The following is a 12,198-nucleotide window of genomic DNA, read 5'->3' as shown; positions in this document are numbered from 1 at the left end:
AAAACTCCTGCGGTATACAGATTTTGGCTGTATAAAGCAGGAGTTTTTCTCTTACAGGATCATGGTCAGAGACTCTGGAAGCAGCCTCCAGACCACTTCACTGGTCTTTCCAGGGATTTCACCGTCAGTATGTAAGAAAAGCGGCTTCTCCGTGACAAGACGGGCTTCCCGGAAGGTATGGATATGAATGCCGCGGAAACGGGTGTGTTTTCCAAAAAAAGCAGTAGGGAGAAGGAGAAAAACCTTCAGCTTTGGCATTTTTTCCACCAGGATCAGATCTAGGTGGTCATCTTTTGAGTCAGCTTCCGGACAGAACTGAAAGCCGCCGCCTTCATAGGGAAGATTCATGGCAGAGGCAAAAAGAAGAGTCGGTGTCTCGATCACGGTATCGTTGTCCAGAATGAGCTTTGCTTTCGGGCAGTGAGAGAGGAAGATCTCTTTTAGGGCAATGCCTGTGTAGGTGAGCTTTCCTAGATGAAACTGGTTCAGAAATTTTTTGAATTTTGAATGGAGGGCACCCTCACAGACAGCGGCATCAAAGCCAAGTCCGCTGCTCACAAGAAAACGTCTGGAAAAAGCGGGAGTGGACAGCTCTCCGACCCGGATGCTCCCCGTCTGACCGCCAGAAAGGATCTGTTCCAGAGCCTTCAATGGATCCGTTTCCAGATGGAGCCCACGAGCAAGATCATTTCCGGATCCGGAAGGGATGTAGGCGAACGTGACCTGCTCAAAGTTTGTAAGACCGTTCAGCACATCGTTGACGGTGCCGTCTCCTCCGACTGCCACGATAACGGCAGGTGCTTTTTCCGTACAGAGTCTGTGAACCAGATGAGCAGTACTCTCCCTGTCTTTTGTAAAAAAAGGATGATAAGTGACGCCCCGCTCCTTTAAAACAGGCTCGATCGATTTCCAGATGAGAAGGCCTTTTCCGGAGCTTGAGTTGGGATTTATAATAAAATAGTACATAAAACTCTCCTTTAATCATGTGATGATCCACGGACATCATAGCATTTTTTAACGGGGAATACAATTCATGCGTTGTTTTTTTTGAAACTTTATGGTAGACTGAACTATCATGAACGTTCCAGGGATACTCCTGGGTAATGACTGGAGGAAAAAGAATGGAGAACGAAACAGTTTCCAAAAATTTTATTGAACAGATAATAGAGAAGGATTTGGCAGAAGGAAAATATAAAGAGATCTGTACCCGGTTCCCGCCGGAGCCCAACGGCTATCTTCATATTGGACATGCAAAATCCATCCTTTTAAACTATGGACTGGCACAGAAATATCATGGCAAATTCAACATGCGTTTTGATGATACCAACCCCACCAAAGAGAAGGTAGAGTTCGTAGAGTCCATCAAAGCCGACATCAAGTGGCTGGGTGCCGACTGGGAAGACAGATTGTACTTTGCATCCGATTACTTTGGAAAAATGTATGAATATGCGATCAAACTCATCAAAAAGGGAAAAGCTTATGTCTGTGACCTGTCTCCGGAAGAAATCCGTGAATATAGAGGAACGCTGACAGAACCGGGTAAAAACAGCCCTTACCGTGACCGTTCCGTGGAGGAAAATCTGGAACTGTTTGAAAATATGAAAAACGGCAAATACCAGGATGGAGAGAAAGTACTCCGTGCCAAGATCGATATGGCTTCCCCGAATATCAACATGCGTGACCCGATCATCTATCGTGTAGCCCATATGAATCATCACCGTACCGGTGATACCTGGTGCATTTATCCGATGTATGACTTTGCTCATCCCATCGAGGATGCCATCGAGGGTGTGACTCACTCCATCTGTACGCTGGAGTTCGAGGATCATCGTCCGCTGTATGACTGGGTGGTAAAAGAGTGCGAGTTTGAGTTCCCGCCCAAGCAGATCGAGTTTGCAAAGCTTTACCTGACCAACGTTGTTACCGGTAAACGTTACATCAAACGTCTGGTGGAAGAAGGCATTGTGGACGGATGGGATGATCCGAGACTGGTTTCCATCGCAGCTCTCAGAAGAAGAGGCTTTACACCGGAATCCATCAAAATGTTCGTAGACCTCTGTGGTGTGAGCAAAGCGCAGTCTTCCGCAGACTATGCAATGCTTGAGTACTGCATCCGTGAGGATCTGAAGACCAAAGCACCGCGTATGATGGCAATCCTTCAGCCGGTAAAACTGGTCATCGACAACTATCCGGAGGGACAGGTGGAATATCTGACCGCTCCGAATAATCTGGAGAACGAAGCTCTGGGAAGCCGTGAGGTTCCCTTCGGCAGAGAACTTTACATTGAGGCAGAAGATTTTATGGAAGAACCGCCGAAAAAGTATTTCCGCCTCTTTCCGGGCAACGAAGTACGCCTCATGAATGCGTATTTTGTAACCTGCACCGGCTGTGAAAAGGATGAGAACGGTAATATCACCGTGATCCATGCCACCTACGATCCTGCAACCAAGGGTGGAAACGCACCGGACGGCAGAAAAGTAAAAGGAACGATCCACTGGGTAAATGCTTCTACAGCTATTAAGGCAGAGTGCCGTCTCTATGAGAATATCATCGATGAGAGCAAGGGTGTATACAACGAGGATGGTTCCCTGAACCTGAATCCGAATTCTCTGACGGTTGTAAAAGACTGCTATCTGGAGCCGAACTTCAAGGGAGCAAAGGCTTATGACAGCTTCCAGTTTGTAAGAAACGGTTTCTTCTGTGTGGATTCCAAGGATTCTACGGATGAAAATCTGGTCTTCAACCGGATCGTTTCTCTGAAGAGTTCCTTTAAGCTTCCCAAGGCATAAGCATGACGGAGCTTACCATCAGTCTGGAGACCGGTTCCGGCCGGCCTCTTTACGAACAGATCTACCATCACATAAAGACTGAAATTTTAAATGGAGGGCTGCCTTTTCAGAAAAGGCTGCCCTCTACCCGTAAACTGGCCCAGTATCTTCAGGTGAGCCGGAGTACGGTGGATATGGCCTATGAACAGCTCTTGTCTGAGGGATACATCGAATCCATCCCCTGCAGAGGATATTTTGTCAGTGAACTGGACGGGATCTATAAGGGAGTGCTTCAGGAAAAAGGAGAAGTCAGAAGGGCAGAAAGGAAAAAAGAACACTACCGCTTTGATTTTTCACCAAACGGTGTGGACTTGGACAGCTTTCCGCACAATGCCTGGAGAAAGCTTTCCCGCGCGATCCTGCAGGCGGATGAAAAGGAGTTGTTCATGCTGGGAGAGCCGGCCGGAGAGCTGGAGCTTCGAAATACCATTGCGGCACATCTGCATCAGTCCCGAGGTGTCAACTGTCTCCCGGAGCAGGTAGTGGTGGGAGCAGGAACCGACTATCTTCTGATGCTCCTGCGGGCTGTTTTCGGGGAAAAACGTTCCATTGCCATGGAGAATCCTACCTATAAGAAGGCTTACCGGGTATTGGAAAATCTGGGAAATTCCATGCAGGTCATCGATATGGACCGTTCCGGCATAAATGTGGAAAAGCTGGAGGCTTCCGGAGCGGAGATTGCGTATGTCATGCCATCGCATCAGTATCCGCTTGGAACGGTCATGCCCATCAAACGGAGACTGGAGCTTTTGAAATGGGCGGATGGGTCCGAACGCCGATACATCGTTGAAGATGATTATGACAGTGAATTCCGTTACAAAGGAAAGCCGATACCGGCACTGCAGGGCTATGACAGCCATGGAAAGGTGATCTACATCGGAACGTTTTCCAAATCGATAGCTCCTGCCATCCGTGTGAGTTATCTGGTTTTGCCGGAAAAACTTCTGAGATTATACGAAGAGAGAGGAACGGCCTTCTCCTCCACGGTATCGCGGGTGGATCAGCGGATCGTGGCCGGTTTTCTGAAGGAAGGCTATTATGAAAGACATCTGAATAAGATGCGGGCAGTCTATAAGAGCCGCCATGATGTGCTTCTGGATGGGTTAAAAGAGATCCCCGATATAGAGGTTTCCGGAGAAAATGCGGGAGTTCATCTTCTGGTACGTTTCCGGAACGGAAAAACAGAAGCAGAAGCTTGTGCCCAGGCAAAACAGGCAGGGATCCATGTCTATGGCCTGTCGGATTATTATGTCAGGGAAAAAGAGGAGACCTATACGGTGATCCTTGGATATGCAAATCTGAAAGAGGAAGCCATACGGGAAGCCGTTGGGCTTCTGAAAGACGTGTGGAAAACATAAAAAACGGTCAGCTGATCTGATATCAGGATCAGCTGGCCGTTCTTTTATATCCGATCGATTTCAGGCTTCTTCCTCTTTGGAAGAGGTTTCATTCGCTTCTTCAGCGGGAGAGTCTTCTTCCGGAGCGTTTTCTTCTGCTTCTTCAGTGGGAGCAGTTTCCTCAGGAACTTCGGTCTTTTCTGCTTCTTCGGTTTCTTTTTCAGAAGCGTTTTCTTCCGGAACGACATCTTCTTTTTCATTCTCGAAAGACTCGCTGCCTTCGCCTGCTTCTGCTGCATGACTGTGATCGGTATGGATCGTCACATATTCTCTGGAAATGGGAGTATCATCATCTTCTTCGTCTTCTGCTTTGTGATCGTTCAGATTATCATCGAAATCCTCCAGATCTTCATCATCCCAGGAGCTGTTTTCGCCTTTTTTCTTGAGAAAATACGTAAGGGCACCTACAGCAGCACCTGCCAGAGCACTTCCTAACAGGATCTTGCCAAGTTTATCATTTCTAGCCATAAGGGATCTCCTTTCTCGTTTCGAAGTAATTGCTTTTATTTTAATATATTTTAGCTGAAAAAGAAAGGGGGGAATTCAAATTTGTGGTGGTTTTGCCAGAAATTTCCGAAAAATCAGGGGAAATCAGTGGATGGGAATGGCGTAATCGGGATATTTTTTAATAATTTCATGGAACTGGCTGCCGCAGTGTTCCATTTCCTTCAATACCGCATCGATGCTCTCCGGTTTCAGGAACCAGTCTTCCTTTCGGATTCCCTGTGTGACGGTGGGGGAGACCAGAATCTTCGTATCCGGAAAAAGAGCCTGATAGTAAAGGAGTGCACGCCGTGCGTGATAGGCCTGACAGGAAAGGAGTGCCGTCCGGATGGTAAGACCGAGCGCATCCGTAAGCTTTCTGGTATAGATGGCATTCTCATAAGTGAAAGTAGCCTGGCGCTCCGGTCGGATACAGGAGGAAGGAACACCCTGATCCAGAAGGATCGTTGAGAAAAAATCTGCTTCCGTCGGGAATTCTCGTCCACGGTATTTTTCCGGTGACTGAGCACCGCGGTAGACGGGATCCAGAATGCTGTGCTTTCCGGAAGGAATCAGAAGAGGGGCATAACCCTGGTGATGAAGCTCAGCAGCGTGCAGAGCAATCTCTCCGCAGGGGCCTCCTGGGATGAAAATCACATCTGCCGCTTCCGCTTCATGTTCTATAAAAATAAAATCTGTAATGGGATCAAAAAAATGCATGAAACTGCTCCTTTCTTCATGTTGGCATCATTTTATCATAGAATCCGTCAGGATTCCATGCTATAGCAATTCTGCAAAATACTGCATCCAATCCGATTCATCAGAGTGTGAAATACTGTGTCAGAAATCTTTGTCGTGCGTCAGCACGCCTGCAGATTTCATCCTTGTCTTTCGCACCCTGCTAAATCGCCTTGACTGCATTATTTTATTGAATTGCTATAGAAAAAAGCCTTTTTGATCAGAAAAAACAGTTGACAAACAGCTCCTTTTTTTCTATACTGAAATAAAAAGTTCAGTCATTAAACTAAATGTAAAAGGAGGAATTTTCTCATGAACCTGATTCCGGTCACGGACGTAAAATTCAAAAAATACGGCCGTGTGGTAAAAGATGTTGATTTCAAAGAACTGATTGAGGAGATGAAGAAGACTCCCTGTCCTGAGGATGTGGTCTATGTGGCTTCTGTCCCGGAACTGGAGGCGCTTCCTGTTTTCTATGAGCTTGTGGAGCGTACCTATGGCGAAATGCCGGTACAGATCGGTTACTGTAACGGAAAGAACAAGCTTCTGAATGCGTTGGAGTATCATCGTTCTTCCGAGATCGATGTGGCAGTCAGCGATCTGGTACTGATGCTTGGAAAACTCGCAGATATCACCGAGGATTTCCAGTATGATTCCGCAAATGTGGAGGCATTCTTGGTTCCCGCCGGAACGGCTGTGGAAGTTTTTGCCGACACCCTGCATTATGCACCCTGCAACACAGAGGAGAGTGGTTTCCGAATGGTCGTTATTCTTCCGAAGGGAACCAACCTGGATCTCATGAAAAAGCACGAGAACGCCACTGACGAGGAGAAGCTGCTTTTCGGCACAAACAAATGGGTCATCGCCCATCCGGATGCAAAGATCGAAGGCGCTTTCAACGGCATCATCGGAGAAAATTTGAAACTCGATTGATTTACATATATTAAGGAGGATTTTAACAATGAACAACATTCCCAAAGTAAAAGTTGGTATCGTGGCAGTGAGCCGTGACTGTTTCCCGGAGCCCCTGTCTGTAAACAGAAGAAAAGCTCTCGTGGAGGCTTATGCAAAGAAATATGACGCAGCAGACATCTATGAATGTCCCGTCTGTATCGTTGAGAGTGAGATCCATATGGTTCAGGCTCTTGAGGATATCAAGAAAGCCGGCTGCAATGCCCTCTGCGTATACCTTGGAAACTTCGGACCGGAGATCGCGGAGACTCTGTTGGCAAAACATTTTGACGGACCGAAAATGTTTGTCGCAGCAGCTGAGGAGAGCGGTGACAACCTGGTAGGCGGAAGAGGAGATGCGTACTGCGGAATGCTCAATGCCAGCTATAACCTGAAACTGAGAAGCGTAAAAGCTTATATTCCGGAGTATCCGGTGGGTGATGCAGAGGACTGTGCAGATATGATCCATGAGTTCCTGCCCATCGCAAGAGCAGTCATCGGTCTTTCCAAACTGAAGATCATCAGCTTTGGTCCCCGTCCGTTAAACTTCCTTGCCTGCAATGCGCCGATCCAGCAGCTTTACAACCTGGGCGTTGAGATCGAGGAGAACTCAGAGCTTGATCTTTTCGAGGCTTATAACAAACATGCCGATGATCCGAGAATTCCGGAGGTTGTAAAGGATATGGAGGCAGAGCTGGGTGAGGGCAACAGGAAACCCGAGATCCTGCCGAAACTGGCTCAGTACGAGCTGACCCTTCTTGACTGGGTAGAGGCACACAAGGGCTACCGTGAGTATGTGACCATTGCCGGAAAATGCTGGCCTGCATTCCAGACCCAGTTCGGTTTTGTTCCCTGCTATGTAAACAGCCGCCTTGCAGGAAGAGGAATTCCGGTATCCTGTGAGGTTGATATCTACGGAGCACTCAGCGAGTTCATCGGAACCTGCATCAGTGAGGATGCTGTTACCCTGCTGGATATCAACAACACCGTTCCGAAGGATATGTACAAAGAGAGCATCGAGGGCAAATTCCCGTATACTCTGAAGGATACCTTCATGGGCTTCCATTGCGGAAATACCTGCTCCAGAAAGCTGGCCTTCTGTTCTATGAAATACCAGTTCATCATGGCAAGATCTCTTCCGGAAGAGGTAACGCAGGGAACTCTGGAGGGAGATATCGCACCGGGCGACATCACCTTCTATCGTCTGCAGAGTACCGCAGACTGCAAGCTCCGCGCTTATGTGGCACAGGGCGAGATCCTTCCGGTAGCAACGAAATCCTTCGGTTCCATCGGTGTTTTTGCAATTCCGGAGATGGGAAGATTCTATCGTCATGTTCTCATTGAGAAGAACTATCCGCATCATGGAGCTGTTGCATTCGGCCATTATGGAAAAGCACTCTATGAAGTATTCAAATACATCGGTGTAGAAGTAGATGAGATCGGTTTCAATCAGCCGAAGGGCATGCTCTATAAGACAGAGAATCCCTTTGCCTGACATCGGACAAAAGAAAAAGCCGGACTGCTTAGGACTTGTCACAGGCAGTCCGGCTTCTTTCTATCAAAAAACGGCAACGATTCAAAAGGAGAATGAATATGTACTATATTGGAGTAGATCTTGGTACTTCCGCTGTTAAATTGCTTCTTATGAAGGCGGACGGTACCATCAGAAATATGGTTTCAAAGGAATATTCCTTATATTTCCCCCATCCGGGCTGGTCAGAACAGAAGCCGGAGGACTGGTGGAGCGCTGTGGTGGAAGGCATCCGGGAGCTGGTACCGGAAACGGACAGAGAGAAAGTTGCCGGCCTGAGCTTTGGCGGACAGATGCACGGTCTTGTCATGCTGGATGAAAATGACGAAGTCATCCGTCCGGCTATCCTCTGGAATGACGGAAGAACCGGAAAAGAGACCAATTACTTAAATGAAGTCATCGGAAAAGACAAGCTTTCCGAATATACCGCCAACATCGCTTTCGCAGGCTTTACCGCTCCGAAGATCCTCTGGGTCAGAGAGAATGAGCCGGAAAATTTTGCCCGGATCAGCAAGATCATGCTGCCGAAGGATTACCTGGCTTACCGCCTTACAGGAACCTTCTGTACAGACGTGTCTGACGCTTCCGGTATGCTGATCTTTGATGTGAAAAATAAATGCTGGTCAGAAGAAATGTTGAAGATCTGTGGCATCCGTAAGGATCAGGTGGCAAAGATCTATGAAAGCTATGAATGTGTCGGCACTCTGAAACCGAATGTGGCAGCCCTTTTAAAGCTGCCGGAGAACGTCAAAGTGGCAGCAGGAGCCGGAGACAACGCAGCAGCGGCTGTGGGAACCGGAACGGTCGGCGACGGCCAGTGCAACATTTCCCTTGGAACCTCCGGAACCATTTTCGTTTCCAGTGAAGAGTTCTGCGTAGACAGCAACAATGCGCTTCACGCTTTCGCCCATGCGGACGGCAAATATCACCTCATGGGCTGCATGCTCAGCGCAGCTTCCTGTAACAAATGGTGGATGGACGAGATCATCGGCACGAAGGATTATGCAGGTGAGCAGAAGAACATCACGAAGCTTGGCGAAAATCATGTCTTTTTCCTGCCTTATCTCATGGGTGAGCGTTCTCCTCACAACAATCCGGATGCCCGCGGCACGTTTATTGGTATGACCATGGATACTACAAGAGCCGATATGACGCAGGCTGTCCTGGAAGGTGTAGCCTTTGCCATCCGCGATTCCTTTGAGATTGCCAGATCTCTCGGCATTCCCATCACCCGCACAAAGATCTGCGGCGGTGGTGCCAAGAGCCCTCTTTGGAGAAAAATCGTGGCAAATGTCCTTGGTATTCCGGTTGATATCATGAAAAGCGAGGAAGGACCAGGTCTTGGCGGAGCCATGCTGGCAGCGGTAGCCTGCGGCGAATATACCTCCGTGGAAGATGCGGCGGCCCATATCGTTAAAGTGGTAGATACCGTAGAACCGGATCCGGAGCTTACAGGAAAATACGAAGAAAAATACCGGAAATTTGCTAAAATTTATCCGGCACTGAAGGATATCTATTCGGAGATCCTCTGATAACTAGCACAGTGAATACTAAGTAACCGCCATATTGACTTGTCTGATTTTTCATCTGCTGCGTTGTCGTCAATCGACGTAGCCACTGGCAGAAGATAAAAACAGACCGGAGATGCAGAAAGAGCTAAACCGGTCTGTTTTTGTCTAAAAATAACACAAAACAAAGGAAATCAGCATAAATAATTGTTGAAAAGCACTATAAAGTATGGTATTTTATATTAAAAATATATAGGGTATATGAATGAAAGGGGGAACAAATATGCAGCAGATAATGCTTGATGAGAAATGGACGTTCAGAAGAGGAATGCTGGATTCTATTGGAATGCTGGAAGCAGATCCGGGAAAAGCAGTGGATCTGCCCCATGATGGAATGATCAGCCTTTCTGTTTCCAAAGAAGCAGCGGCAAGTGTGGATTCCGGATATTTTCCGGGAGATACCTGTAATTATACAAAAAACATAAAAGTTCCGGTGGAATGGAAAGAGGAATGCATCGGGCTTAAGTTTGACGGAGCGATGATGCATGCAAGCATTGACATCAATGGCTGTAAGGTGGGAGAACATCATTACGGGTATGCGCCTTTTTATGTGGATATCACGGATTATGTCGCCTTTGGAGAAGAAAACCGTATCACGGTGAATGTGAATACCGGTGTGCAGCCGAGCTCCAGATGGTATACCGGATCCGGACTTTTCCGCGGACTGGTGCTTTGCCACAGCCCCAGAGTACATATCCAAAACGATGGAGTTTTTGTCTATACAAAAGAAGTTACCGGTGAAACCGCATTCCTGGAAGCACAGGTGGATCTTTCGAATGCCACTCTGGAAAACCGTCTGGTGAAAGTGACGGTTATGCTGATGGAAGAAGGAAGTACGAAGATCAAGGCAAAGGCAGAACGTGTTGTTCAGATAAATCCGAACAGCCAGGAGACGGCAAGAATGGCTCTTCACCTGAAACAGCCGGAAATCTGGAGCGTTGAAAAGCCCAATCTTTATCAGGTCAGGGCAACCGCTGAGAATATCGGTACCTTCCGTACGCATTTTGTGAAAAATGAAGAGAATACCGTTGATGAAGCAACCACCCTGTTTGGAATCCGGACGATCACTGCAGATTCCATCCGCGGACTTCGCATCAATGGAAAAACAGAAAAATTAAAAGGCGGCTGCCTGCATCATGACAATGGTCTTCTCGGTGCCATTTCTCTGTATGAGAGCGAAGTCAGAAAAGTGAAAAAACTGAAAGAGATCGGTTTCAATGCGATCCGGACCACACATAACCCGCCTTCTCTGGCTCTGCTGGAAGCCTGCGACCGATTGGGCATGTATGTGTTTGATGAAGCTTTTGATGCCTGGGGAATCGCAAAGCGGACAGGTGATTACAGCCAGTACTTTGAAAGCCAGTGGAAAAAAGATCTGACAGCCTTTGTGCGGAGAGACAGACCACATCCCTCTGTCATTATCTGGTCTACGGGTAATGAGATCCCGGAACGGGGCGGTTTAAACAATGGATATACGCGGGCGACTCAGCTGGCGGAAGCCATAAGAGAACTGGATCCGACTCGACCGGTGAGCAATGGGATCTGTTCCTTCTGGAGCGGCCTGGATGATGCCATGGCCAGAGGACAGGATCAGAGCCAGAATGCGAAGGATGAGAACCATTCTGATCTTTGGGAACGGTGTACGGAACCCTTTACCAATGGGCTGGATATTGTCGGGTACAACTACATGGAAGATCTTTACGAAAGAGACCATGAACTTTTCCCGGAGAGAGTGATCCTGGGGTCCGAAAATTTCCCGAAAGAAATCGGTTTCCGCTGGCCTATGGTGGAGAGGCTTCCTTATGTGATCGGAGATTTTACCTGGACAGCCTGGGATTACATCGGAGAGGCAGGAATCGGTAAAGCCGTATCCGTAGAGAAGGACGATCCACTGCTGAAAAAAGGACCTGGAGCTTTAATGGCGCATGAAACGTCGCCTTATCCCTGGAGGACGGCAAACGATGCCGATTTTGATATCACAGGTCACATGCGTCCTCAGGGAGCATACCGGAGTGTTGTCTGGGGAAGTGACAAGACGTATCTGTTTTCCAGGCATCCGGAAACTTATGGAAAGACAGAGATTACCAGTCTGTGGGGCTTTCCGGCGGTTGACAGAAACTGGAATTACAGCGGTTATGAGAATAAGCCGGTGGAAGTCCTCATTTTCTCAGGAGCAGAAGAAGTGGAGCTTATCAAAGACGGACAGCCTGTGGAGAGAAAGGCAGTTACAAAGGATGGCAAAATGCCGGGTTCTGTCAGCTTTGAACTTATCTATACGCCCGGAAAACTGGAGGCAGTCAGCTACAGCAAAGGGCAGGAGATCAGTAGGGATCAGTTGGAAACTTCCGGAAAACCTGCAAAGCTTTCCGTCATTCCGGAGAAAACGGTCATGAGGGCAGATGGCCATGATCTGGTCTATGTAAACATTGATGTTCTGGATGAAAAAGGCAGACTGGTGACGGATGCAGCCATAGAGCTGACGGCATTTACGGAAGGCAGCGGCTATCTGGCAGGTTTTGGAACAGGTAACCCTGTGACAGAAGAAAATTATACAGATAATAAAACAACAAGCTTTGGCGGTCATGCAACAGCTGTTATCCGGAGCAGTTATGAAACGGGAAAAACGGTTCTGACAGTATCGGCAGAAGGCATGAAACAGGTGCAGGTTGTAATTGGTTGATGAAAATGCGAGGAGGACAGAA

9 protein-coding genes are annotated in these 12,198 nt (G+C 47.8%); 6 read left to right on the top strand and 3 right to left on the bottom strand.

Annotation, left to right across the window (positions count from 1 at the left end):
- Positions 1–51: 51 nt before the first annotated feature.
- Complete coding sequence (locus DXA57_RS01185) at positions 52–966, bottom strand: diacylglycerol/lipid kinase family protein (protein ID WP_117764078.1); 915 nt, start codon at positions 964–966, stop codon at positions 52–54.
- Between the two features lie 155 nt (positions 967–1,121).
- Here DXA57_RS01185 and DXA57_RS01180 point away from each other — a divergent pair, with 155 nt between their 5' ends.
- Entirely contained in the window at positions 1,122–2,789 is a 1,668-nt protein-coding gene (locus tag DXA57_RS01180) for a glutamine--tRNA ligase/YqeY domain fusion protein (RefSeq protein WP_117764077.1), read from the top strand.
- Between the two features lie 2 nt (positions 2,790–2,791).
- A complete protein-coding gene (pdxR, locus tag DXA57_RS01175) occupies positions 2,792–4,186 on the top strand; it encodes a MocR-like pyridoxine biosynthesis transcription factor PdxR (protein WP_117764076.1) in 1,395 nt (464 codons plus the stop codon).
- A 60-nt stretch (positions 4,187–4,246) separates the two neighbouring features.
- Here pdxR and DXA57_RS01170 read toward each other — a convergent pair whose 3' ends face one another.
- Both DXA57_RS01170 and DXA57_RS01165 read right to left on the bottom strand, forming a co-directional pair.
- Positions 4,247–4,693: a hypothetical protein gene (locus DXA57_RS01170; protein ID WP_117764075.1), complete on the bottom strand. Its 447-nt coding sequence runs from the start codon at positions 4,691–4,693 to the stop codon at positions 4,247–4,249.
- Between the two features lie 123 nt (positions 4,694–4,816).
- Positions 4,817–5,428 (bottom strand): YdcF family protein, encoded by a 612-nt coding sequence (locus DXA57_RS01165; RefSeq protein ID WP_117764074.1) that lies wholly within the window; start codon positions 5,426–5,428, stop codon positions 4,817–4,819.
- A gap of 330 nt (positions 5,429–5,758) precedes the next feature.
- On the opposite strand from DXA57_RS01165, the gene DXA57_RS01160 reads away from it, so the two are divergent.
- The 4 genes from DXA57_RS01160 to DXA57_RS01145 all read left to right on the top strand — a co-directional run bounded on the left by DXA57_RS01160 (position 5,759) and on the right by DXA57_RS01145 (position 12,176).
- Complete coding sequence (locus DXA57_RS01160) at positions 5,759–6,379, top strand: DUF4867 family protein (RefSeq protein WP_117764073.1); 621 nt, start codon at positions 5,759–5,761, stop codon at positions 6,377–6,379.
- Positions 6,380–6,407: 28 nt separating this feature from the next.
- Complete coding sequence (locus DXA57_RS01155) at positions 6,408–7,892, top strand: L-fucose/L-arabinose isomerase family protein (protein ID WP_117764072.1); 1,485 nt, start codon at positions 6,408–6,410, stop codon at positions 7,890–7,892.
- 98 nt (positions 7,893–7,990) lie between these two features.
- Entirely contained in the window at positions 7,991–9,460 is a 1,470-nt protein-coding gene (xylB, locus tag DXA57_RS01150; RefSeq protein ID WP_117764071.1) for a xylulokinase, read from the top strand.
- 259 nt (positions 9,461–9,719) lie between these two features.
- Positions 9,720–12,176: a glycoside hydrolase family 2 TIM barrel-domain containing protein gene (locus tag DXA57_RS01145; RefSeq protein ID WP_117764070.1), complete on the top strand. Its 2,457-nt coding sequence runs from the start codon at positions 9,720–9,722 to the stop codon at positions 12,174–12,176.
- Positions 12,177–12,198 lie beyond the last annotated feature (22 nt).

Origin of the sequence: Blautia sp. OF03-15BH (genome assembly GCF_003463065.1) — a bacterium.
GTDB lineage: Bacteria > Bacillota > Clostridia > Lachnospirales > Lachnospiraceae > Limivivens.
Note: the sequence above shows the minus strand (reverse complement) of the source record. Positions and strands in the feature narration are given on the sequence as shown.

Bases quoted from the DNA above. Each gene is read 5' to 3' on its own strand.
- DXA57_RS01180 (WP_117764077.1), top strand. From the start codon at position 1,122: ATGGAGAACGAAACAGTTTCCAAAAATTTTATTGAACAGATAATAGAG.
- xylB (WP_117764071.1), top strand. From the start codon at position 7,991: ATGTACTATATTGGAGTAGATCTTGGTACTTCCGCTGTTAAATTGCTT.
- DXA57_RS01160 (WP_117764073.1), top strand. From the start codon at position 5,759: ATGAACCTGATTCCGGTCACGGACGTAAAATTCAAAAAATACGGCCGT.
- DXA57_RS01155 (WP_117764072.1), top strand. From the start codon at position 6,408: ATGAACAACATTCCCAAAGTAAAAGTTGGTATCGTGGCAGTGAGCCGT.
- DXA57_RS01185 (WP_117764078.1), bottom strand. From the start codon at position 966: ATGTACTATTTTATTATAAATCCCAACTCAAGCTCCGGAAAAGGCCTT.
- pdxR (WP_117764076.1), top strand. From the start codon at position 2,792: ATGACGGAGCTTACCATCAGTCTGGAGACCGGTTCCGGCCGGCCTCTT.
- DXA57_RS01145 (WP_117764070.1), top strand. From the start codon at position 9,720: ATGCAGCAGATAATGCTTGATGAGAAATGGACGTTCAGAAGAGGAATG.
- DXA57_RS01165 (WP_117764074.1), bottom strand. From the start codon at position 5,428: ATGCATTTTTTTGATCCCATTACAGATTTTATTTTTATAGAACATGAA.
- DXA57_RS01170 (WP_117764075.1), bottom strand. From the start codon at position 4,693: ATGGCTAGAAATGATAAACTTGGCAAGATCCTGTTAGGAAGTGCTCTG.